This window comes from Roseomonas acroporae, assembly GCF_023223525.1.
Taxonomy (GTDB): Bacteria; Pseudomonadota; Alphaproteobacteria; order Acetobacterales; family Acetobacteraceae; genus Roseomonas_E; species Roseomonas_E acroporae.
Window position 1 is genome coordinate 13,596 of record NZ_JALPRX010000049.1, and the last position, 23,079, is coordinate 36,674.

Sequence of the window (23,079 nt, forward strand, 5' to 3'; positions counted from 1 at the left end):
CCCCCGGGGACCGTGGACCGGTTCCCCGGGGGCCTGCCGCGCCGGCGGGCGGACGCTATACTGGCCGCCATGCCTACCGCCTCCATCACCCCGCCCGCCCCGGAACGCGATCGGGCGCGCGACCGTCTGGCGCTCTCGCGCTGGCTGCTCGCGGTCGCCGGCATGATCTGGGTGATGGTGGCGCTCGGCGGCGCCACGCGGCTCACCGGCTCGGGCCTGTCGATCATGGAATGGGCGCCGCTCTCCGGCGCCCTGCCGCCGCTGAGCCACGCGGAATGGCAGCGCCTCTACGACCTCTACCGCACCATCCCCCAGTACGCGCTGGTCAACCAGGGCTTCGGGCTGGAGGGCTTCCAGCGCATCTTCTGGCTGGAATGGGTGCACCGGCTCTGGGGGCGGCTGCTCGGGCTGGCCTTCCTGCTGCCCTTCCTGTGGTTCTGGGTGCGCGGCCGCATCCCGCGCCCGCTGCTGCCGCGCCTGCTGCTGCTCTTCGTGCTGGGCGGGCTGCAGGGGGCGGTGGGCTGGTTCATGGTCGCCTCCGGCTTCGAGGCGGACCGCACCGCCGTCTCGCCCTACCGCCTCGTGGTCCACCTCTCCCTCGCCCTGCTGCTCTTCGCCGCCATCCTCTGGACCGCGCTGTCGCTGCGGCATCCGGCCCCCCCGCCGCTCGACGGCATGCCGCCCGGCCGGGCGCGGGCGCTGCGCCGCTGGGTGCATGCCGGGGCGGGGCTGGCCGTGCTCACCATGCTGGCCGGCGGGCTGGTGGCGGGGCTGAAGGCCGGGCTCGACTACAACACCTTCCCGCTGATGGACGGCCGGCTGGTGCCCGAGGGCTATGCCGCCCTCTCGCCCTTCTGGCGCAACCTCGTCGCCAATATCGCGGCGGTGCAGTTCAACCACCGGCTGCTCGCTACCCTCACCGGAATCGCCGCCGCCGGCACCGCCTGGACGGCGCTCGCCGCCGGGCTCGCCGGGCCGGCGCGGCGGGCGGTGCTGGCCTTCCCGGCGGCGGTCGCGCTGCAATACGCGCTCGGCGTCGCGACGCTGCTGCTGGTGGTGCCGGCCTGGCTCGGCACGCTGCACCAGGCCGTCGCGGTGCTGGTGCTGGGCACGGCGCTGGCGGCGCTGCACGCGCTGCGCGGCGCCCGTGCGCCACGGCTCGCCCCGTCTGGCGGGCCGGAAGCCGCCGCCGCGCCGGTCCGGTAGGACGCGCCGCCGGCGCGCGACGCGGGCGGGCAGGGGCGCCGGACAATGGGCTGCCCGGATCGCCGGCGCGGCGTCCGGCGGCACGATCCTGCGCCGGGCACGAGGCCCGGCGGCGCTGTGCCGGCCGCGCCCGGCTTTGCCGGCGCCGCCGCCCTCCCCATCTCCCGCACCTGCCGCTTCCCCGGCCATGGCCGGCTTTCCCGTGGCGCCGCCCTTCGGCGTTCCCGGCCGGCCCGGGAATGCCCTAGGATCGCCGCCATGACCGACGCGCTCGCCACCACCGACGCCCTGTTCTTCGCCGATCTCGACCGCGCCGACGCCGAGCGTCGGCTGCGCGACGCGCTGGACGGCGCCGAGGATGGCGAACTCTTCCTCGAATACCGAGAGAGCGAGGCGCTGACCCTCGACGACGGCCATATCCGCACCGCGAGCTTCGACGCGGCACGCGGCTTCGGCCTGCGCTCGGTGGTCGGCGAGGCCGCCGGCTACGCCCATGCCGGCGAGATCAGCGACGCCGCCCTGGCCCGCGCCGCGGCGACGGTGAAGGCGGTGCGCGCCGGCCATTCCATGACCCTGGACGTGGCGCCCCGCCCCACCAACGCGCAGCTCTACGCCCCCGACAACCCGCTGCGGGCGCTGGACTTCGCCGCCAAGACCGCGCTGCTCGGCGAGATCGATGCCTATGCCCGCGCCCGCGACCCCCGGGTGAAGCAGGTCAGCGTCTCGCTGTTCGGCGAGTGGCAGGCGGTGCAGATCCTGCGCCCGGACGGCAACCGCGTCGCCGACCTGCGCCCGCTGGTGCGGCTCAACGTCGGCATCGTGGTCGAGCAGGGCGGGCGGCAGGAGAGCGGCTACTACGGCTCCGGCGGCCGCTTCGCCTACGAGCGGATCACCAGCCCCGAGGCGTGGCGCGCGGCGGTGGACGAGTCGCTGCGGCAGGCGCTGGTCAACCTGGAGAGCGTGCCGGCCCCGGCGGGCGAGATGGAGGTGGTGCTCGGCCCCGGCTGGCCCGGCATCCTGCTGCACGAGGCGATCGGCCACGGGCTGGAGGGCGACTTCAACCGCAAGAAGACCTCGGCCTTCGCCGGGCTGCTCGGCAGCCGCATCGCCGCGCCCGGCGTGACGGTGGTCGATGACGGCACCATCCCCGACCGGCGCGGCTCGCTGACCGTGGACGACGAGGGCACGCCCACCAACCGCACCACGCTGATCGAGGACGGCATCCTGGTCGGCTTCCTGCAGGACCGGCAGAACGCGCGGCTGATGGGCGTCTCCCCCACCGGCAACGGCCGCCGCCAGAGCTTCGCCCACCCGCCCATGCCGCGCATGACCAACACGGTGATGCTGGGCGGCGGCCACGCGCCCGAGGAGATCGTCCGCTCGGTGAAGCGCGGCCTCTACGCGGTGAATTTCGGCGGCGGGCAGGTGGACATCACCTCGGGCAAGTTCGTCTTCTCCGCCGCCGAGGCCTATCTCATCGAGGATGGCCGGGTCGGCGCACCGGTGAAGGGCGCCACGCTGATCGGCAACGGGCCGGAGGCGATGCAGACGGTCTCGATGATCGGCGACGACCTGGCGCTCGACCACGGCATCGGCACCTGCGGCAAGAACGGCCAGGGCGTGCCGGTGGGCGTCGGCCAGCCGACCCTGAAGATGACCGGCCTGACCATCGGCGGCACGGCGGTGCGCTGAGTCCCGGCGCTTCCGCATCCCCGGGTCGCGCGGCACGGTCGCGCGGCATGGGCCCCCGCCCGACACGGCCCTGCCCGGGACGGGAACCGGGCGGAACACCCGGGGCCCGCCATGGGGCAGGCCGCGCCCAGCCATGCTGCATCGCGGCGAAAACCGCCCGCCCCTCGCGCGTTCCTGGTCCGCGGACGGGATGCGGCGCGACAAGACGCACCGGCCACGCGCCGTACCATCGCCGTGCTGGCCATGGCGTGGCGGTCACGGCGCGTCGCCCGTGGCCGGCCGGTCGGCCGCCCGCCCGTACCACCCGCCCTGCAAGCCGAGGATCGGACATGGCACAGAAGGCAGCCGACATCGTCATCGAGGTGCTGCGCACCGTCGGCGTCCGCCGCATCTACGGTGTGGTCGGCGACAGCCTGAACGGGCTGACGGAATCCCTGCGCCGGGACGGCACCATCGACTGGGTCCACATGCGCCACGAGGAGGCGGCCGCCTTCGCCGCCGGCGCCGAGGCGCAGCTCACCGGCGAGCTGGCCGTCTGCGCCGGCAGCTGCGGCCCGGGCAACCTGCACCTCATCAACGGCCTGTTCGACTGCCACCGCTCCGGCGCGCCGGTGCTGGCCATCGCGGCGCAGATCCCCTCGGCCGAGATCGGGCGCGGCTACTTCCAGGAGACCCACCCCGACCAGCTCTTCCGCGAGTGCAGCCACTACTGCGAGCTGGTCTCGCACCCGGAGCAGCTTCCGGGCGTCCTCGAATCGGCGATCCGGGCGGCCATCGGCCGGCGCGGCGTCGCGGTCGTGGTCATCCCGGGCGACGTGGCGCTGGCCGAGTACGCCGCCGCCATCTCCGCCGCCGCCGGCATCGCCCTGAAGCCGCCCATCGTGACGCCGCGGCAGGAGGAGCTGGACGCCCTCGCCGCGCTGCTGGAGGAGGGCCGCAAGGTCACCCTGCTCTGCGGCCGCGGCTGCGCCGGCGCGCACGACGCGGTGGTGGCGCTCGCCGCGCGGCTCAAGGCGCCCGTCGTCCACGCGCTGGGCGGCAAGGAGCATGTCGAGTGGGAGAACCCCTACGATGTCGGCATGACCGGGCTGATCGGCTTCGCCTCCGGCTACGAGGCGATGAAGGAGGCCGACACGCTGCTGATGCTCGGCACCGACTTCCCGTACCGGCAATTCTACCCGGCCAAGGCGAAGGTCGCGCAGGTGGACATCCGCCCGGAGCATCTGGGGCGGCGTACCCGCCTCGATCTCGGCCTGGTCGGCGACGTCTCCGCCACCATCGCTTCCCTGCTGCCGCGCCTCGCCGAGCGGGAAGACCGCGCCCATCTCGATGCCTGCCTCGCCGCCTACCGCAAGGCGCGGGAAGGGCTCGACTCCCTCGCCACCGGCACGCCCGGCCGCAAGCCGATCCATCCGCAATACCTGGCTCGCCTGCTCAGCGAGCACGCGGCCGAGGACGCGGTGTTCACCTTCGACGTCGGCACCCCGACCATCTGGGCGGCGCGCTACCTGAAGGTGAACGGCTACCGGCGGCTGCTCGGCTCGCTGGTGCACGGCTCCATGGCCAACGCCATGCCGCAGGCGATCGGCGCGCAGGCGGCCTATCCGGGGCGGCAGGTGGTCAGCCTCTCCGGCGATGGCGGCTTCGCCATGCTGATGGGCGACTTCCTCACCCTGTCGCAGCAGAACCTGCCGGTGAAGGTGGTGGTGTTCAACAACTCGACGCTCGGCTTCGTGGCGCTGGAGATGAAGGCGGCCGGCTACCTGGAGACCGGCACCAGCCTGAAGAACCCGGACTTCGCCGCCGTCGCCCGCGCCGCCGGCATCCACGGCGTCCGCGTCGAGGACCCGGGCGATCTGGAGGCGGCGGTCGCCGAGGTGCTGGCGCATGACGGCCCGGCCCTGCTCGACGTCGTCACCAACGAGGAGGAGCTGTCCATGCCGCCCCGCATCCAGGCGGAGCAGGTCAAGGGCTTCAGCCTCTGGGCCCTGCAGGCGGTGCTGGACGGGCGCGGCAGCAAGCTGATCGACCTCGCCGTGTCGAACTTCCTGCGGCGGTAGAGCGGATCGCCGGCGGGCGGACACGCCCGGCGGCGTGAATCCGCGCCGGGAACAACGAGCCACGGCGAACCGCGGTCCCAACCGGACTGCGGTTCGCCGTAGGGCCTTCCCGGGGCTCCGCCCCGGACCCCGCCAAGGAGGCGCCGCCTCCTTGGATCCTCCGCCAAGGGGCGAGGCCCCCTTGGATCCCCCGGTCCGGAAAGCACGCGGGACGCCGCGGCTGCTCTCAGCCCGGCGTGGCGGCTTCGGCCGGCTCGCCCGCCACCGTGCCGCGCGACCGCGCCTCCTCCAGGCAGGCCGTCACCGCCTCGGCCAGCGAGGTCACGCGGTAGTCGGCGCCGAGCGCCGCCTGCATCGTCGCATCGGACAGCAGCGGATCGTCCGACGGCCACAGCCCGACCAGCAGCTTCGCGTCCGGCAGGCGCTGGCGCAGCCGGCGCAGCAGGTAGCGCAGCTGCGCCGGGCTGCCGCTCAGCTCCAGGTAGGAGACGCAGACCATCGCGACGCCCGACAGGTCGAATGCCGCGATGTGCGAGCGGGACACCGCGTCATGCGTCGCCGTCCGCGCGCCCAGCCCGTGCTTGCCGAGCAGCTGCGCCAGCATGGCGGCCGCCGCCTCGTCCAGCGGGCCGCGCCCGGCGACGCACAGCACCGGCGCCGGCCCGCCCCAGGGCGCCGGCCGCGCCTCGGGCGGCGGCAGCACGACGGCGGGGGCGGGGCGGCGCGGCAGCGCCTTCTCGGCGACGCTCCGCTCCTCCGGGGCGCTCTTCTTGGGCGGCGCCGGCGGATCGGTATCCTCGGCCTCGGAAAGCGCGTCCACCAGCGTCGCCGCCGTGTCGCGCAGCAGGGCCAGCTTCTCCGGGCCGATCACGCCGCGCTGGATGTCGTTGGCGGCCAGTTGCAGCCCCTTCAGCGCCACCTCGTCGTAGTAGGAGGAGAGGGAGCGGTCCTCCAGCAGCAGCTCGGCCTGGGCCTGCGCCTCGTCGGCGTCGCCGGCCAGCATGCGCTGGTAGAAATTCTCGGCCGGGGTCAGGGCGGGACGGTCGCCCAGGATCACGTCGAGGAATTCCAGCCGCTCGACATGGCGCCCCAGCACCACGAGGCAGAGCGTCAGCGGCGTCGCCAGGATCAGCCCGATCGGGCCCCACAGCCAGGTCCAGAAGATCGCCGCGACGATCACCGAGACGGGCGAGAGGCCGGTGCTGTGCCCGTACACCATCGGCTCCACCACCTGGCCGATGACGGGCTCGGTGGCGAGGAACAGGCCGGCGGTCCAGAGCGCCATCGACCAGCCCGGCTCCACCGCCGCCGCCAGCGCCGTGGGCAGCACGGCGGCGAGCAGCGAGCCGACATAGGGGATGAAGCGCAGCAGCGCCGCCAGGATGCCCCACAGGATCGGGCTCGGCACGCCGATCAGGAACAGGCCGACGCAGACCACCACGCCGAAGCTGGCGTTGATGGCGAGCTGCGCCAGGAAGTACTTGCTGAGCCGCGCCGCCGCGTCGTCGAGCGCCACCGTGGTGCGGTGCAGGTCGTCCGAGCCGAACAGCCGGATCAGCCGGTCCCGCAGGTCCGCCTGCTGCATCAGGATGAAGACGGTGACGATGAGGACGATGAAGGTCGTCTCCAGCGGCCCGAGCACGGGGGCGAGGATGCGGTGCGCCAGGTCCAGCGGCGAGGCCGGTCCCTCCTCGATCCGCACCGGCACCGCCTCGCGCGCGGCGGGGGAATTCGGGTCGGCGCCCGGCGCCGCCGCGTCCGGCGACGGCGCGCCGGCATGGCCCAGCTCCCCGACGAGGTGGTTCAGCCGGTGCAGCACGCCGTTCTGCACGGTGTCGATCTTCTGCTGGATCGTGCTCTGGTAGCGCGGCAGGTCCTGGGCGAGCCCGGCGATCTGCATGCCGATCAGGCTGCCGAGCAGCAGGATCACGCCCAGCGCCAGCACCACGGCGGCCAGCACCGAGGGCGTGCGCGGCAGCCCCACCCGGCGCAGCAGCCCGACCAGCGGCGCCAGCACGAAGGAGAGCAGCACCGCCAGGGTGATCGGGATCAGCACCTCGCGCCCGAGGTAGAGCGCCGCGACCACCACCACCACGGCCACGATGGTGACGAGGTGCTTCAGGTCCGGGCTGGAGGGCGGCGGCACCTGCGCGGGGGCGGGCAGCGGTTCGGTCGGGGCCGGCATCGCGGGGATGGTTCTCCTCCTCGGCCCAGGGGGACGGTGCGGCCCGGGCGGCGCCCCGTCGGACGGTCCGCCGGGGCGCGGCAGCAGACGCGCCGGGCCGGGCGGAGTTGCACCGCCCGGCCCGGCGCGCGTCGGTTCCGCCGGCCCTGTCGCCCCGGCGCGACACGCGTTCGGCCGAAACCGGATGGCGGGCCGGGACGGCGGGTCGAGGTGGGGCGGCCCGCCCGGCTCAATCCGCCTCGGGCGGGATGACGTTGGTGCGCAGCCCCTCCACCAGCACGTCGCGCATCGTCTCGGCGCTCTTCAGCCGGATGTCGTCCCAGGCCTCCGGCGTGTGGAAGGCGCTGTGCGGCGTCACCACCAGCCGGCCGCGCAGCCAGGGCGCGCGCGCCCGGTACTCGGCCAGCAGGTTCGGCACGGGGTCCACCGGCGGCTCGACCGGCAGCACGTCCAGCCCGGCGCCGGCCACGTGCCCGTCGCGCATCGCCTGCTCCAGCGCGTCGATGTCGAGGATCGGGCCGCGCGCCGTGTTCACCACCACCGCGTCGCGGGGCAACTCGCGCAGCGCCGCCGCGTCCACCAGCCCGCGCGTGGTGCGCGTCAGCGGCGCGTGGATCGAGAGCACGTCCGAATGCCGCATCAGCTCGGGCAGCGTGCGGAAGCGGGTGATGCCGAGCGCCCGGTCCACGCCGTTGGGCAGGTAGGGGTCGAAGAAGCCGACCCGGAACCCGAACGCCTTGGCCCGCAGCGCCACCGCCGTGCCGATCCGCCCGAGGCCGAGGATGCCGAAGCCCTGCACCTCGGCGCGGCGGATCAGCTTGCTGTCCACGTAGCGCCAGACCGGGCTCGGTCCCTCGCGCTGCAATTCGTGGTGCAGGAACAGGCCCCGCCGCAGCGCCAGCGCCAGCGAGACGGCGTGGTCCGCCACCTCCTGCGTGCCGTAGTCGGGCACGTTGCAGACCGCGATGCCGCGCGCGGCGCAGGCGGCGCGGTCCACCCGATCGTAGCCCACGCCCATCCGCACCACGACCCGCAGGCGCGGGAAGCGCGCGATCTGCTCGGCCGGCAGCCAGAGTCGGAAGATGAACAGTCCCTCCACCTGCTCGCAGACGGAGTCCGGCACCTCGGCCAGCGATCCGGCGGCGTGCGCCTGGAGCACCCGCACGCCGGGGCCGAGCACCTCCCGCTCCAGCGCCGTGTCGGGGTACATCCCCTCGGGTTCGAGTACCGTCAGGACCACCGTGTTCCTCCCTTGTCCCGGCGCGGCGCCGCGTCCGCCCGGGTCTGGCGACGGCCCGCGCGGCCTTGCGCCGAGCATGCGGCCCGGCTCCCGCACCGGCAAGCCGGGCGGGCCGGTCCTTCCGGGCGTCGCCCCGCCGACGCATGATGGCCGCCCTTGCCCGACGGGCGCCGGAATCCCCGGCGGGGCGGGCCGGCGACGCGACCGGTGGTGCCGCTCGACGGCGCGCCCGGCGGCGCGCCCGGCGGCGCGGTGCTCGGCCGGGATCGTCCGGGTGCGGCCCGGGGAGGGGTCTCATGGAGGAGCAAGGCATGGCGCGGCGCCGCATCCTGGTCACCGGCGGATCGAGCGGCATCGGCGCGGCCACCTGCCGCGCCCTGACCGCGGCCGGAGCCGCCCCCGGCGTGGCGCTGGTCGTGCACGGCCGCCGCAACCGCGCCGGCGCCGAGTCGGTGGCCGCGGCCGCGCGCGCCGCCGGCGCCGAGGCCACGGTGCTGCTCGCCGACCTCGCCGAGCCGGCGGCGCCGGCACGGCTGGTGGCGGAAGCGACCGAGGCGCTGGGCGGGCTGGACGCGGTGGTCTCGGTCGCCGGCTTCGCCGACCGCACCCCGGTCGGCGCGCTCGCCGACGAGGGCTTCGCGCGCTCGCTCGACGCCGTGGCCTGGGCCTTCCTGCGCCTGGCCCGCGCGGCGCACGCGCCGCTGCTGGCCAGCGCCGAGGCCGGGCGCTCGCCGCGCCTCGTCGCCGTCTCCTCCTTCGTCGCGCATGTCTTCGGCGTCGGCATCCAGACCTTCCCGGCCACCGCCGCCGCCAAGGCCGGGGTGGAGGCGCTGGTGAAGGCGCTGGCGATCGAGTGGGCGCCGGGGATCACGGTGAACGCCGTGGCCCCCGGCTACACCCGCAAGGACCCCGGCGCGCACGCGGCGCTGGACCCGAAGGCGTGGGAGGCGGTGCTGGCGCGCATCCCGCTGCGCCGCCTCGGCACGCCGGACGACGTGGCGGCGGCGATCGCCTTCCTGCTCTCGCCGGGGGCGGGGTACGTGACGGGCCAGGTGATCCACGTGGATGGCGGGATCACGACCTGACGCGCTGGCGTTTTCGGGGCGCCGCCCCGGACCCCGTTCGTCTGGGGCGTGATGGGTCAACCCGTTGGAATGAATAATTGACGGGTTTCCAAGGAGGCTTCGCCCTTTGGTGGGAGAGGGCGACGCCCTCTCCGCTGCCCTCACGCCGGACGCCGCGTTCCCCTCAGGTCGCCAGCCAGCGCGGCGGCAACTCGGGCGGCGGCTTGGGCAGCCGGGTGAGCGGCCCGGCGACGCCTCGGGGTCGCGGAAAGGCGGCCGCCCGGCTGCGCAAAGGCCGCTGCCGACGAGACATCGCACGACATGATGGCGGAATGATTTCGCCGCGTTGCGGGCGTTGCGGGGCCGCGTCGCCCGCCCGTCCGCCATCCCGCCCCGAGGCGGCATGCCGGCCGGGGCAGGCTGCGCGGGACCGCCCGGCCCGCGATCGGCGCGCGGATCGGAGATCCGCCTCGGGGCAGGGACGCCTTCGGCCTCAGGCGAGCAGGCGCGAGAGCACCACCAGCCGCTCGGTCCGACCCTCCACCTCCTCCGTCACCGGCACGACGTAGCGGCCGACCTCGGCCAGCCCTTCCCTCGGCACGTAGGCACGGCCGGGATCGGCCAGCAGCACCTCCACGCCGGCGGCGGCGAGCGCGCGCAGCCAGGGCAGGATGTGCGCCGCCATGGTGGCTTCGTAGCAGACGTCGCCGGCCAGAACCGTGTCCCATCGCCCGGCCTCGTCGCCGAGCCCGCGCCCGACCAGGTCCTCGGCCAGCGCCACCACCGCGGCGCCGTTGCGGCGGGCGTTGAAGCGCGTCGCGGCGGCGGCCAGCGCGTCGATGTCGGCCGCCTCCACCGCGGCGGCGCCGGCCTTCGCGGCGGCGATGGCGGCGAGGCCGCAGCCGCAGGCGAAGTCGAGCACCCGCCGCCCGGCGACGCGCCCCGGCTCGTCCAGCACCAGCCGCGCCAGCGCCTGGCTGCCTGGCCAGGCGAAGGCCCAGAAGGGCGGCGGCACGCCCTGGCGCCGGAGCCAGGATTCGGTCGCCTGCCAGATCGGCGTCACCTCGGTGGCGAGCTGGAGCACGATGCCGGGCACCAGCGGCGCCTCGGCCGGCGCCGTGTTGGCGACGACGAAGAACTCGGCCGCCCCCGGGTCGGCACCCGGACCGGTCCCATCCTCGGCCCCATCCTCGGCCCCATCCTCCGCCCCATGGTCGGTCCCGGGGCCGGTCCCGTCCGCGGCGCCGGCGGCGGTCCCGGAGAAGGAGGGCGCTGCGGGTCCGGCGCCGCTCACAGCCGCCCCAGCAGCAGCGCCAGCGCCACCGCCAGCCCCACCTCGCGGTTGCTCTTGAACAGCACGAGGCAGTGCGCCGGATCGCGTATGTCGAGCGTCCGCACCTGGCGCCAGAGCAGCGCCGCCGGCAGCGCCATGGCGGCCAGGAAGGGCCAGCGCAGCCCGGCCAGCCACCCGGTCAGCAGCAGCAGCGCCACCGTGCCGGCGTAGCAGGCGGCCAGGAACGGCGCCGTGCGCTCGCCCCAGCGCAGCGCGGTGGAGCCGATTCCCACCAGCGCGTCGTCCTCGCGGTCCTGGTGCGCGTAGATCGTGTCGTAGCCGAGGATCCAGCAGAAGGCGGCGGCGTAGAGGGCGAGCATGGTGCCGTCCACCTTGCCCGTCGCCGCCGCGTAGCCGAGCGGCGCGCCCCAGCCGAAGGTGATGCCCAGCATCGCCTGCGGCCAGTTCGTCACCCGCTTGGCCAGCGGGTAGAGCACCACCGGCACCAGCGACAGCACGCCGAGCAGCACCGCCACGCCGTTCAGCTGCAGCAGCACCGCCACCCCCAGCAGCAGCAGCGCCAGCAGGAAGGCCGCCGCCTGTCGCGCGCTCACCGCGCCCGAGGCGAGCGGCCGGCCGCGCGTGCGCTCCACCTTGCGGTCGATGTCGCGGTCCCACAGGTCGTTCACCACGCAGCCGGCGCCGCGCATCACGAAGCTGCCGAGCAGGAACAGCAGCGTCAGCCGGATTCCCTCCGCCCAGCCCGGCGCCGCCAGCGCGATGGCCCAGAGGCCCGGCAGGAACAGCAGCCACGCCCCGATCGGCCGGTCCAGCCGCATCAGCAGCGCGTAGGGGCGCCAGCCGGCCGGCAGCCGCGCCACCCAGCCGCCGGCGCGGATGTCGGTGTAGCCGCCGCCCGCTATGCTGCGGGCTCCGCTCCCGGAACCGGTGCCGCCCGTCCTGATGTCCATCCCGCGCCTTTTCGTCGAAGCCGACCTGCCGGGGGATGGCACCCTGGCCGCCACCCCCGCCCAGGCACACTACCTCGGCGCCGTGCTCCGGCGCAGCCCCGGCGATCCGGTGCTGCTGTTCAACGGCCGCGACGGCGAGTGGCAGGCCGAGGTGGCGGCGCTGCGCAAGGATCGCGGCAGCTTCGCCCTGGGCCGCCGCACCCGCGCGCAGGCGCCCGAGCCGCCCCTGCGCCTGCTGCTGGCGGCGGTGAAGCGCGACGCCATGGATCTCGTGGCCGAGAAGGCCACCGAGCTGGGCGCCACGCTGATCCAGCCCGTCCTCACCCGCCGCACCGTGACCGACCGGGTCAATACCGGGCGCCTCGCCGCCATCGCGCGGGAGGCGGCCGAGCAGTGCCGCCGCCTCGGCGTGCCGGAGGTGCGGGAGGCGGCGCCGCTGCACGCCGTGCTGGACGCCTGGGACGGCGCGCCGCTGCTGTTCGGCGACGAGACGGGCCACGGGACGACGGGTCACGGGGCGACGGGCCATGGGACGACGGGCCACGGGGCAGCGGGCGGCGGGGAAGGGGAGGGCGCCGCCGCGCTGGCCGGGGCGGTCGCCGGGCTGGCGCCGCCGCTTGCCTGGCTGGTCGGGCCGGAAGGCGGCTTCGACCCCGCCGAGCTGGCCGATCTGCGCCGGCGGCCCTTCGTGCGGGCGGTCACGCTCGGGCCGCGCATCCTGCGGGCGGAGACGGCGGCGATCGCGGGGCTGGCGGTGATGCAGGCGGTGGCGGGGGATTGGCGGGGGTAGGCGGCCGCGTCGGCGCGCATTGCGCATGCCGGAACGCGGATCGCGCTCCACCACGTCGCCGGATGGCCATTTGCGCCCGGCCGCGAGTTTGGGCAGGTTGCGTCCACGACGGGCAGGTCCGGCCGCCATTACGGGGCCGGTGCCACCCATTGCCGGGGCAGCGGATCCCGACCAAGGACGAACGACACGCATCGGCCACGCGGGTGCCCGCCCACCCCGAGGGCCTGGACGGAACAGAGCTGGATGTCGAACCCCGGAGAAGCGGACCTGACGCCGATCGCGTCCGTGCGGCAATTGGCGGACTGGTTCGCAGCGGGCTCCAAGCCGCGCGCGGATTGGCGGATCGGCACCGAGCACGAGAAATTCGGCTTCCGCCGCGACGACCTCGCGCCCCCGCCCTACGAGCCGGCGGACGGGCGCGGCATACGCGCCATGCTGGAAGGCCTGCAGGCCCTCGGCTGGGAGCCGATCCTCGACACGGGCAGGGTGATCGGCCTGAAGCGCGGCGACGCCTCGGTCAGCCTGGAGCCGGGCGGGCAGTTCGAGCTGTCCGGCGCCCCGCTCGCCGACCTGCACGAGACCGAGGTGGAGCTGAACGGCCACTTCCGCGACGTGCACGCCGTGGCGCGGCCGCTCGGCCTCGGCTTCGCCCCGCTCGGCTTCCACCCGCTGGCGCGCCGCGAGGACGTGCCGTGGATGCCCAAGAGCCGCTACGCCATCATGCGCAACTACATGCCGCGCGTCGGCCGCATGGGCCTCGACATGATGCTGCGCACCTGCACCGTGCAGGTGAACCTCGACTTCGGCGACGAGGCGGACATGGTGGCCAAGCTGCGCGTGGGCCTCGCCCTGCAGCCGCTCGCCACCGCGCTGTTCGCCAACTCGCCCTTCCTGGAAGGCCGGCCCGCCGGGCTGCGCAGCCTGCGCGGCAGGGTCTGGACCGACACCGATCCCGACCGGACCGGCATCCCCGCCGTGGTGTTCGAGGACGGCTTCGGCTTCGAGCGATTCGCCGAGTGGATCCTCGACGTGCCGATGTACTTCGTGATGCGCGAGGGCCGCTTCATCGACGCCGCCGGCGGCTCCTTCCGCGCCTTCATGGCCGGGCAGCTCGACGCGCTGGCGGGCGAGCGCGCCAACATGGGCGACTTCGCCGACCACGTGACCACCGTCTTCACCGATGTCCGCCTCAAGCGCTTCCTGGAGATGCGTGGCGCCGATGCCGGCAGCCCGGCGATGATGCTGGCCCTGCCCGCCTTCTGGACCGGGCTGCTCTACGACCCGGCCGCGCTCGCCGCCGCCTCGGCGCTGGTGCGGGGCTGGAGCGTGCCCGCGATGCGCGCCCTGCGCGAGGCGGTGCCGGCGCAGGCGCTGGAGGCCACGATCGCCGGCCGCCCCCTGCGCGACGTGGCGCGCGACGCGGTGGCGATCGCGCGCGATGGCCTCAGGGCGCGCGGCCTGGGCGAGGAGCGCTACCTCGCGCCGCTCGACGAGGTGGTGGCGAGCGGCATGACCCAGGCGGACCGCTGGCTGCAACGCTACCACGGCGCCTGGGGCGGCGACCCCGCGCGGATCTTCGCCGAAGCCGAGGCCTGACGCCGCGGCCTTCCCGACCGGCGCCGGGCCGGTCGGCGCCCGCGGCATCCGTGTCCGGCGGGCCCGCGCCGGAAGGGGGCGCGGCGGCACCCATCTTGCTTGGTCCGCGGCCGCGATCATGCGGGCGGCAGCGGAGGACCAGGGCGCCATGGATGTCGGCGTGTTCATCCCGATCAACAACAACGGCTGGCTGATGTCCACGACGTCGCCGCAGTACCTGCCGAGCTTCGACCTCAACCGCGCCATCGTGGAGAAGGCGGAGGGCTACGGCCTCGACTTCGCCCTCTCGATGATCAAGCTGCACGGCTTCGGCGGAAAGTCCGGCTTCTGGGACTACGGGCTGGAGAGCTTCACGCTGATGGCCGGCCTGGCCGCGGTGACGAGCCGCATCCGGCTGTTCGCCTCGATCGCCGTGCTGACCATGCCGCCGCCGATCGCGGCCCGCATGGCGGTGACGATCGACAGCATCTCGCACGGCCGCTTCGGGGTGAACATCGTCTCCGGCTGGCAGATCGCCGAGTATTCGCAGATGGGCATCTGGCCCGGCGAGTCGCACTACGCGCGCCGCTACGAGTACTGCGCCGAATACGTCCGCATCATGCAGGAGCTGTGGGAGACGGGACGCTCCGACTTCAAGGGCGACTTCTTCCGGATGGACGACTGCCGCCTGCTGCCGCAGCCCATGGCCCGCATCCCGATCATCTGCGCGGCGCAGAGCGATGCCGGCACGCGCTTCGCCGCCGAGTACGGCGACTACAATTTCTGCGTGGGCTTCGGCGTCAACCAGCCGCTCAGCGTGGCCCCGAGCATCGCCCGGCTGGTGGCGGAGACCGGTCGTACCGGCCGCGACGTCGGCGCGCTGGTGATGACCATGGTGATCGCCGAGGAGACCGACGCGGCGGCGATGGCGAAGTGGCAGCTCTACTGCGACGGCGTCGATCACGAGGCGCTGGGCTGGCGCGCGGCGCAGTCCGGGCAGGACCCGAGCAAGGACCCCTACGCCACCGCCAACCGGCAGAAGATGCACGCGCCGAACCACCCGACCAACCAGGGCGTGCTGGTCGGCTCCTACGCCTCGGTGGCGCGCATGCTGGACGAGATGGCCGAGATCCCCGGCCTGCGCGGCGTGATGCTCACCTTCGACGACTTCATCGAGGGCATGGACAAGTTCGGCCGCCACATCCAGCCGCTGATGCGCAGCCGCGCCGGCGTCGCGGTCGCCGCCTGACGGCGCCGCGCCGCGTCTCCCGCCCGGCGGCGCCGGGATGCGCCGCCCGTCCGGCGCGGCACCGGGAAGGAGGCGGGCGCCGCGTCAGGCGGCCAGCGCCTTGCGCATGAAGACGCGGCTGAAGCCGTGCTCCCGGCGCCGGTCCCATTCGCGGTAGCCGCGTGCCGCGTAGAGGGCGATGTTGCGCGCCATCAGCGCGTTGGTCAGCAGGCGGATCTCGCCGTATCCGCGCCGCCGCGCCTCGGCTTCCGCGAAGTCCAGCAGGGCGCGGCCGAGGCCCTCGCCCTGTCGTGCCGGCTCCAGCGCGACGTTGTCGAGGTAGAGGTGGTCCGGCCGGTCCTCCAGCACGCAGAGCCCCGCCATCCCGCCGGGATCCGTCAGCACGAAGGCCTCGCCGGCGGCGCACCGCGCCGCGTAGTCGTCGTCCATCGGCGCCGGGCGGCGGCCGATCACCGGCACCCAGGCGGCATAGGCGCGCTCGACCAGCGCCGCCAGGAGCGGTGCCTCGTCCCGCCCGGCGCGTCGGATCGTCCAGGTCGGGAGGGCGGCGTCAGGGGCGATCATGAAGGGTTCCCGATCGGCAGGGTGCCTCGCGCCATGCGCGGGAGGCCGTCGGCGCGCGTTCCGGCGCCGTCATCGCGCCATCGGCCATGGCCGGCACGCCGAGGCGACGGCGCCCCGCCTCACGGCGGCATGTCCTGCAGGGCGCGGATGAGCGATTCGGTCCGCATCTGTGCCTGATCGAGCGCCGCGGCATGGTCCGGCGAGGGGGCGGCCTCGCGGTGGCCCTCCATCATCTCGATCGTCGTGCCGAGCGCATCCACCGCTTCCTCGCGCGTGATCAGCCCTTTCCTGATCATGAGCGTCCACAACGCGTATTGCGAGAAGCCGGCATAGATGACCTCGCCTGCCGCGAAGATGTCGGGTGCCATTCACGTCTCCATGGGTGGCTGCGGTCGGCCGCGCGCCGGAAGCGGCACGGACTTCACGACGAAGGATCGCGCGAATCTGACAGGCGCTGCGGTCTTCATGCCGAGGAGCGTGCGCCACGCCGGTCGCCGACGGCCGCGGGGCGCGCCCGCGCCATCCGCGGCGGGCGAGCCGGTCCTCCCTCCGCCGCGCCGCCATCCTCGGCAGGGCGCCGTGTCGCGTCGTGCCGCAGGGCGGACTGCCCCGCGTTCCGTCGCACCAGCCCCGCTCTCGTTGGTCCTGCCAGGCCGGAACGTTAGCACGGCGTTTTCGCGTTGGAACAGGATCGTCGCGCCGGGTCGGGCCCGCGCGGATGCCGCCGGGATCCCCGATCCCGTGCCTGCCGCGGCATGCTTTGCCGTCGTGGCCTGGTTCACGCCGGGACGTCGTGATCCGGTCACGCGGCACCGGGCCCGTCGAGGACCGCGCCTCCCTTCGGGGCCGGCGACGAGAGGGGCCGGCCTGTCAGGGCCGCGTCAGGCGGCCACCAGCGTCTCCGCCAGGCTGCGGAACAGCGGCATCCCTTCCTCGCTGCCCAGCAGCGGGTCCACGTGGTTCTCGGGATGCGGCATCAGGCCGAGCACGCGCCGGTTCTCCGACAGCACGCCGGCGATGTTGCGGATGGCGCCGTTCAGGCACGCCTCCGGCGTCACCGCGCCCTCGGGCGTGCAGTAGCGGAACGCGACGCGGTTCTCGCCCTCAAGCCGGTCCAGCGTGTCGGCGTCGGCGAAGTAGTTGCCGTCGCCATGCGCCATCGGCGCGCGGAACACGTCGCCCCGCTTCCAGAGGCGGGTGAAGGCGGTGCCTTCGGCCTCGACGCGCAGGTGGCAGTCCATGGAGAGGAAGCGCAGCGTGGCGTTGCGCAGCAGCGCGCCGGGCAGCAGCCCCGCCTCGCACAGGATCTGGAAGCCGTTGCAGACGCCGAGCACGTGCCCGCCCCGCGCCGCGAATTCGCGCACCGCGCCGAGGATGGGCGACTGCGCCGCCATGGCGCCGCAGCGCAGGTAGTCGCCGTAGGAGAAGCCGCCGGGCAGCACGACGAGGTCCAGCCCCTCGGGCAGCGCCGTGTCGCGGTGCCAGAGCATGGCGGGCCGGCGGCCCGAGGCGCGCTCCAGCGCCAGCGCCATGTCGCGCTCGCGGTTGATGCCGGGAAAGAGGACGATGGCGGCGTTCATGCGTGCGCGGTCCTGCTGGTCCTGCTGCGGAGGCCGGGATGGCGCAGGGCGATCCCTGCGGCGTCGGGGCGTCTGTCGTCGAGGCGGCGGCCGTCCGCGTCCTCGTGGCGCCGGGCGGCGCCGTCGGGCAGGGGGCCGAGAGGCATATGGTGCCGCGTCAAGGGGCGCGCGGCGGGTGCCGGGCGGCGGAGCGGCAGGGTGCCGGTGAAGGGGGTCACGGCCGGATCGGGGCCGAGGCGGCACCAGGGCGGGGCGGCCTGGACCACGGTAGCCGGGAGCGGGACGGCCGGGTTCGCGGGCACGCGCTCAGCCCTGCCAGACGCGCAGCCATTGCAGCCCGCCGAGGATCAGGATGGAGAGCAGCGCGGCCAGCGCCGCGGCGTTGGTCCAGCGGCGCAGGCCGCGCCGGCCGCGGTCGAGCAGGTCCGGCCGGCGGCGGGGGAGGGGGGCGGTGGCGGCCGCCCGGTCCTCGCGCCAGCGCATCCCCATGGCGATCAGCACGGTCAGGCCGAGCATGAGCAGGAGCGAGGTCTTGACCATGCGGGCCGTCTCCCGGGCCTGACCGTGCGGGCGCCGTCAGGCCAGCTCGACCGAGAAGCTCTCGATCACCATGTTGGCGAGCAGGCGGCGCGCCATCTCGCCCGCCTGGCGCTTCGCCGCCTCGGGGTCGGTCTCGGCCAGCTCCAACTCGATGACCTTGCCGGCGCGCACCTCGCCGACGCCGGCGAAGCCCAGCGTGCCGAGGGCGTGGCCGATCGCCTTGCCCTGGGGGTCCAGCACGCCGTTCTTGGGCATGACGGTGACGCGCAGCTTCATTCGGCCTGGTCTCCTCGGTCGCGGGCAGAGGCGGGGCGGGCAGGGGCGGGGCGGGCACTCACGGCATCGGCCCTCACTGCATCAGCTCCGGGCCCTTCATGTCGCGCACCCCGGCCTCGGGCAGGATGCCGAGGCGGCGGGCCACCTCCTGGTAGCCCTCCTCGACCTTGCCGAGATCGCGGCGGAAGCGGTCCTTGTCCATCTTCTCGCCGGTCTTGGCGTCCCACAGGCGGCAATTGTCGGGGCTGATCTCGTCGGCGAGGACGATGCGCATCTCGTCGTTCTCGTAGAGCCGGCCGAATTCCAGCTTGAAGTCCACCAGCGTGATGCCGACGCCGAGGAACAGGCCGGTGAGGAAGTCGTTCACCCGCAGCGCCAGCGCCACCATGTCGTCGAGGTCGTGGGTCGAGGCCCAGCCGAAGGCGGTGATGTGCTCCTCGCACACCATCGGGTCGTTCAGCTGCTCCTGCTTGTAGTAGTACTCGACGATGGAGCGGGGCAGGCGGGTGCCTTCCTGGATGCCGAGGCGGGTCGAGAGGCTGCCCGCCGCGACGTTGCGCACCACCAGCGAGAGCGGGATGATCTCCACCTCGCGGATCAATTGCTCGCGCATGTTCAGGCGGCGGATGAAGTGGGTGGGGACGCCGATCTCCCCGAGGCGCGTCATCAGGTACTCGCTGATGCGGTTGTTGAGCACGCCCTTGCCGGTGATCGTGCCCTTCTTCTGCGCGTTGAAGGCGGTGGCGTCGTCCTTGAAGTACTGCACGAGGGTGCCGGGCTCGGGCCCCTCGAACAGGATCTTGGCCTTGCCTTCGTAGAGCTGTCGGCGTCGCGCCATCTTCCCTGAATCCTCATTGGGCGCCGCTCCCCCCGTGCCGGTTGAGGCATGCGGGGCATGGCGCGCGGCGAGGCGGATATAGCAAGGGATCGCCCGAGCGACCACTCGCCGGTCCCGTGGCCGGGGGATGGGTGGGTCGCGGGGGCCGCAAGCCGCCTGCCGGCGGCCCGGTCCGGTGGCCGGCAAAAGCGGCGGCCCGGCCCGGCGGCCGGCAAAAAAAGCGGCCCGTGTCCGAGGGACACGGGCCGAGTTGATCGTAAGGGATGCGCCGCGAATGCGGCACGCACAATGTATTCGCGAATCACTCGCAGTTGCAAGTCGTATTCGGCGGCCGGACGCATTTTTCTGCCCTGGCCTTCCCCGCCCCCGGCCTTCCCCGCCCCCGGCCTTCCCGCCCCGGCGCGCGCCCGGCCGGCACGGCGGCTCGTCGCGGCAACCCCCGGGCAGGGGCGGGGCAGGGACGTGCCCGCGGGCGGGGCCGGCGCGGCGGGAGCGTCGCGACCCGTCATCGGCACGGTGCGTGGACCGGGGCTCGCCCGGGCCCGTCGTCGCCGGCCCCTGGCCGGCCCGCGGTCGGCCCGGCCAGCCCGTGCCGGTCGAGCCAGGCCGCCAGCACCGCCGGGTCCTGCTGCGCCATGGCAAGGCCCACATAGCCGTCCGGCCGCACGAGATAGGCCGCGTCCTCGGCCAGCCCCGCCGCCGCCGCCGCCGGGTCCCAGGGAAAGGCCAGCAGGGCGAGGCCGCGCGCCTCGGCGGCCTCGCGCAGCGCCGGCGCCGGCGTGCCGTAGACGTGAAGCTGCCAGTCCAGCGCCGCGAGCGGCTCGAAATTGTCGCCCGCGACGTGACGCACCCAGGGCAGCCGGTCGCCGCCATGCACCTCGCCGGCGGCGCCCCCGGCGAGCGGGCCGTCGCGGTAGCTGATCCGCAACTGCGACAGGGCGCGGAAGAAGGCGCGCCGGGCGGCCCGGAAGCCCAGCGCGGCGGGCAGCAGGTGCGGCACCAGCACGGTGCGCAGCACCCGGCCGGACAGCCCGGGCTCGACCATCGCGCGGAACATCCGGTCGGTGGTGCCGACCAGGGTGCGGGCGAAGGCGAGGCGCTCCGCCGCGTAGCTGTCGAGCAGCGTCGCCGGCGCCCGGCCGCGCGCCACCTGGGCGAGCTTCCAGCCGAGGTTCACCGCGTCCCCGATGCCCGTGTTCATCCCCTGGCCGCCGGCCGGGCTGTGGATGTGCCCCGCATCGCCGAGCAGGAAGGCGCGGCCCTGCTGGAACCGCTCGGCGACCCGGTGGTGGACGCGATAGGTCGAGAACCAGTGCAGCGCCTCCACGGTGACGCCGGCCAGCGCCTCGGCGTGGCCCCGCACCGCCTCGAAGGCGATCGGCGCGTCCTGCGGAACGTCCCCGGGGATGAGGCCGATCAGCCGGTGCTGGCCGGTACGGCGGACCGGCAGCACCAGGCAGAGCTCGCGCGCACCGAGGCAGGCGGTGATCCGCTCCCCCGCCGACTCGCCGGTCAGGGCGACATCGGCCACGAAGAATCGCTGGTCGTAGTCGCCGCCGGGAAAGCCGATGCCGAGGGCGTGCCGCACGGCGCTGCGGGCGCCGTCGCAGCCGCAAAGCCAGCGGCAGCGGGCGACCTCCTCGTGGCCGTCGCGGCGCAGCGTGGCGGTGATGCCCTCGCCGTCCTGGGCGAGGCCGACCAGCTCGGTGCGCCACTCCACCGCCACGCCCGCATCGCGCAGGGCGGCGACCAGCAGGCGCTCGTGGTCGTCCTGGGGGAAGGCGAGGATGTAGGGGTAGGGGCTGAGCGCGGTGCCCAGATCGGCGAGGTCGAGGCGCAGCACCTCGTCGCCGGCCTCGCGCAGGAACACGCTGCGGGCGGGGATGCCGGCGGCGGACACGGCATCCCCGATGCCCAGCGCGCGGTAGAGCTCCAGCGTGCGCGCATGCACGATCATGGCGCGCGAGGCGGTGCCCGGCCCCTCGGCCCGGGAGACGACGCGGCAGGGCACGCCCTGGCGGGCCAGGGAAAGGGCCAGGACCAGCCCGGTGGGCCCTGCGCCGACGACAAGGATCTCCGCCTGATCGGCCATGGCACGCCTGCCTCCCGGAACGCGCGGCGAGGTTCCGACTTCGCGGCGTGGGTCGCAAGTCCTGCCGGCCGGCCGGTCCGCGCCGCGGGTGGGGGGCTGCGTGGCGGGCGGCGTCCCGGTCCGGGATCAGGTGCCGCGCGGGCCGAACAGGATGACGGTCGTCCCGGCGAGCATGAGCATCGCGCCGATCAGATCCCAGCGATCGGGCCGCACGCCTTCGGCCACCCACAGCCAGAGCACGGCCGCCGCGACGTAGATGCCGCCATAGGCCGCATAGGCACGCCCGGCAGCCCCGCTTTCCGCGAAGGTCAGGAGGCAGGCGAACAGCGCGAGCGAGGCCATGCCGGGGAGCAGGAGCCAGATCGACCCGCCCAACCGGAGCCATGCCCAGAAGGCGAAGCAACCCGCTATCTCGGCCACCGCCGCTCCCGCGAAGGTCGCGAGCGTGAGCATGATCCGGTCCTCCGGTTGAGCCGCCCTCGGCCGTGGCGGCTTGCGGAGCCCGCGCTTCGCTGGCGGCGCCTCCCGCGCCTCCGGCAGCGCCGCCACGTCCTCCATGGACCAGGGCCGATCCGCCGGGCCGGCGGTCGCCATGGCAGGCGTGACCCGCAGCGTCCCGCGGATGCGTGCGCGACGTCAAACCGGCCCCGGTTCCGGCCCCGGACGCTGCCGCGCGGCGCCGCGCCTTGGCAGGCCGGCTGCGCCGGTGCGAGGGTGCGGCCGCATTCCGGAGGTTCCGAACGATGTTGCAGCCACCACCCGCCGAGCCCGGCATGCGCGAGGACGAGGTGGACACGCCCGCCCTGCTGCTCGACCTCGACGCCTTCGAGGCCAACCTGGACCGCATGGCGGAGATGGTCGCGGCCACGGGCGCGCGGCTGCGCGCGCACGCCAAGACGCACAAGTCGCCGGTGATCGCGCGGCTGCAGATGGCGCGCGGCGCGGTCGGTCAGTGCGTGCAGAAGGTGGCGGAGGCGGAGGCGCTGGCCTGGGGCGGCATCCCCGACATCCTGGTCACCAACGAGGTGGTGGGGGCGCGCAAGCTGGCGCGCCTGGCGGCGCTGACGCGCATCGCCGAGATCGGCGTCTGCGCCGACCACCCGGCGCAGGTGGCGGCGCTGGAGGCGGCGGCCGAGGCGGCGGGGGTGCGGCTGAAGGTGCTGGTGGAGATCGATGTCGGCCCCGGGCGCTGCGGCGTCCGGCCGGGGCCCGAGGCGGTGGCGCTGGCCGAGCGGATCGCCGCCAGCCGGCACCTGCGCTTCGGCGGGCTGCAGGCCTATCACGGCCGGGCGCAGCACATGCGCACGCCGGAGGAGCGGCGGGTGGCGATCGCCGGCGCGGTGGAGGACACGCGGCGCACGGTGGAGCAGCTACGGCAGCGCGGGCTGGAATGCGCGATCGTGGGCGGCGCCGGCACCGGCACCTTCGCGCTGGAGGCCGCCTCGGGCGTCTACAACGAGCTGCAGGCCGGCTCCTACTGCTTCATGGACGCCGACTACGCCCGCAACGGCGAGCCGCCGCCCTTCGCGCATTCGCTCTTCGTGCTGACGACGGTGATGAGCGCGCCGCGCGACGGGGCGGCGGCGGTGGATGCCGGGCTCAAGGCGCTGGCGGTGGACAGCGGGCTGCCGCTGGTCTGGGGGCGGTCCGCCCCGGAGGCAGGGGGTGTCGGCTATGTCGGCATCTCCGACGAGCACGGCACGCTGCGCTGGGAGGCGGGGGCGGCGGCGCCGGCGCTGGGCGAGAAGCTCCGGCTGGTGCCGGGCCATTGCGACCCGACCGTGGACCGCTACGACTGGTATGTCGGGGTGCGCGGCGGCCGGGTGGAGTGCCTGTGGCCGGTGGCGGCGCGCGGCGCGATGCAGTGAGGCGGGGCGCGGGGGG

20 protein-coding genes are annotated in these 23,079 nt (G+C 74.7%); 8 read left to right on the plus strand and 12 right to left on the minus strand.

Annotated elements, in window-relative coordinates:
• Positions 1-69: 69 nt before the first annotated feature.
• From M0638_RS11835 to poxB, 3 genes are all read left to right on the plus strand, one after another.
• Positions 70-1,206: a COX15/CtaA family protein gene (locus tag M0638_RS11835; RefSeq protein ID WP_248667197.1), complete on the plus strand. Its 1,137-nt coding sequence runs from the start codon at positions 70-72 to the stop codon at positions 1,204-1,206.
• Positions 1,207-1,464: 258 nt separating this feature from the next.
• Complete coding sequence (tldD, locus tag M0638_RS11845; protein ID WP_282571969.1) at positions 1,465-2,898, plus strand: metalloprotease TldD; 1,434 nt, start codon at positions 1,465-1,467, stop codon at positions 2,896-2,898.
• Between the two features lie 329 nt (positions 2,899-3,227).
• On the plus strand, positions 3,228-4,958 hold the full coding sequence (gene poxB, locus M0638_RS11850) for a ubiquinone-dependent pyruvate dehydrogenase (protein WP_248667198.1): 1,731 nt from the start codon (positions 3,228-3,230) through the stop codon (positions 4,956-4,958).
• Between the two features lie 226 nt (positions 4,959-5,184).
• Here the strand turns inward: poxB and M0638_RS11855 are convergent, their stop codons facing one another.
• Complete coding sequence (locus M0638_RS11855) at positions 5,185-7,143, minus strand: AI-2E family transporter (RefSeq protein WP_282571970.1); 1,959 nt, start codon at positions 7,141-7,143, stop codon at positions 5,185-5,187.
• Between the two features lie 229 nt (positions 7,144-7,372).
• A complete protein-coding gene (locus M0638_RS11860; RefSeq protein ID WP_248667200.1) occupies positions 7,373-8,383 on the minus strand; it encodes a C-terminal binding protein in 1,011 nt (336 codons plus the stop codon).
• Positions 8,384-8,679: 296 nt separating this feature from the next.
• Here M0638_RS11860 and M0638_RS11865 point away from each other — a divergent pair, with 296 nt between their 5' ends.
• A complete protein-coding gene (locus tag M0638_RS11865) occupies positions 8,680-9,468 on the plus strand; it encodes an SDR family NAD(P)-dependent oxidoreductase (RefSeq protein WP_248667201.1) in 789 nt (262 codons plus the stop codon).
• 472 nt (positions 9,469-9,940) lie between these two features.
• Here M0638_RS11865 and M0638_RS11870 read toward each other — a convergent pair whose 3' ends face one another.
• Both M0638_RS11870 and ubiA read right to left on the minus strand, forming a co-directional pair.
• Positions 9,941-10,546 carry a class I SAM-dependent methyltransferase gene (locus M0638_RS11870; RefSeq protein ID WP_248667218.1) on the minus strand — a complete coding sequence of 202 codons (606 nt, stop codon included), beginning with the start codon at positions 10,544-10,546 and terminating at the stop codon, positions 9,941-9,943.
• Between the two features lie 191 nt (positions 10,547-10,737).
• Positions 10,738-11,691 carry a 4-hydroxybenzoate octaprenyltransferase gene (gene ubiA, locus M0638_RS11875; RefSeq protein ID WP_248667202.1) on the minus strand — a complete coding sequence of 318 codons (954 nt, stop codon included), beginning with the start codon at positions 11,689-11,691 and terminating at the stop codon, positions 10,738-10,740.
• On the opposite strand from ubiA, the gene M0638_RS11880 reads away from it, so the two are divergent.
• The 3 genes from M0638_RS11880 (at position 11,684) to rutA (ending at position 15,305) form a co-directional block, all read left to right on the plus strand.
• Positions 11,684-12,481, plus strand: coding sequence for a 16S rRNA (uracil(1498)-N(3))-methyltransferase (locus M0638_RS11880; RefSeq protein WP_248667203.1), 798 nt, complete (start codon positions 11,684-11,686; stop codon positions 12,479-12,481). The genes ubiA and M0638_RS11880 overlap by 8 nt on opposite strands.
• A 243-nt stretch (positions 12,482-12,724) precedes the next feature.
• Positions 12,725-14,077 (plus strand): glutamate--cysteine ligase, encoded by a 1,353-nt coding sequence (locus tag M0638_RS11885; protein WP_248667204.1) that lies wholly within the window; start codon positions 12,725-12,727, stop codon positions 14,075-14,077.
• 118 nt (positions 14,078-14,195) lie between these two features.
• A complete protein-coding gene (gene rutA, locus M0638_RS11890) occupies positions 14,196-15,305 on the plus strand; it encodes a pyrimidine utilization protein A (protein ID WP_248667205.1) in 1,110 nt (369 codons plus the stop codon).
• Between the two features lie 84 nt (positions 15,306-15,389).
• On the opposite strand, the gene M0638_RS11895 is transcribed toward rutA, so the two are convergent.
• From M0638_RS11895 to M0638_RS11930, 8 genes are all read right to left on the minus strand, one after another.
• The gene (locus M0638_RS11895; protein ID WP_248667206.1) at positions 15,390-15,869 is read right to left on the minus strand and encodes a GNAT family N-acetyltransferase; all 480 of its coding nucleotides are present in this window, start codon (positions 15,867-15,869) and stop codon (positions 15,390-15,392) included.
• Between the two features lie 119 nt (positions 15,870-15,988).
• Positions 15,989-16,237: a hypothetical protein gene (locus tag M0638_RS11900; RefSeq protein WP_248667207.1), complete on the minus strand. Its 249-nt coding sequence runs from the start codon at positions 16,235-16,237 to the stop codon at positions 15,989-15,991.
• Positions 16,238-16,750: 513 nt separating this feature from the next.
• Positions 16,751-17,449 (minus strand): phosphoribosylformylglycinamidine synthase subunit PurQ, encoded by a 699-nt coding sequence (gene purQ, locus M0638_RS11905; RefSeq protein ID WP_248667208.1) that lies wholly within the window; start codon positions 17,447-17,449, stop codon positions 16,751-16,753.
• Positions 17,450-17,755: 306 nt separating this feature from the next.
• Positions 17,756-17,989, minus strand: a complete 234-nt coding sequence (locus tag M0638_RS11910) for a hypothetical protein (RefSeq protein ID WP_248667209.1) — start codon at positions 17,987-17,989, stop codon at positions 17,756-17,758.
• A 36-nt stretch (positions 17,990-18,025) separates the two neighbouring features.
• On the minus strand, positions 18,026-18,265 hold the full coding sequence (purS, locus tag M0638_RS11915; protein WP_248667210.1) for a phosphoribosylformylglycinamidine synthase subunit PurS: 240 nt from the start codon (positions 18,263-18,265) through the stop codon (positions 18,026-18,028).
• A 73-nt stretch (positions 18,266-18,338) separates the two neighbouring features.
• The gene (purC, locus tag M0638_RS11920) at positions 18,339-19,103 is read right to left on the minus strand and encodes a phosphoribosylaminoimidazolesuccinocarboxamide synthase (RefSeq protein ID WP_248667211.1); all 765 of its coding nucleotides are present in this window, start codon (positions 19,101-19,103) and stop codon (positions 18,339-18,341) included.
• Positions 19,104-19,608: 505 nt separating this feature from the next.
• On the minus strand, positions 19,609-21,195 hold the full coding sequence (locus tag M0638_RS11925) for an FAD-dependent monooxygenase (RefSeq protein ID WP_248667212.1): 1,587 nt from the start codon (positions 21,193-21,195) through the stop codon (positions 19,609-19,611).
• A 126-nt stretch (positions 21,196-21,321) separates the two neighbouring features.
• Entirely contained in the window at positions 21,322-21,648 is a 327-nt protein-coding gene (locus M0638_RS11930; RefSeq protein WP_248667213.1) for a YnfA family protein, read from the minus strand.
• A 290-nt stretch (positions 21,649-21,938) separates the two neighbouring features.
• Here M0638_RS11930 and M0638_RS11935 point away from each other — a divergent pair, with 290 nt between their 5' ends.
• Positions 21,939-23,063, plus strand: coding sequence for a DSD1 family PLP-dependent enzyme (locus tag M0638_RS11935; protein WP_248667214.1), 1,125 nt, complete (start codon positions 21,939-21,941; stop codon positions 23,061-23,063).
• Positions 23,064-23,079: the final 16 nt, after the last annotated feature.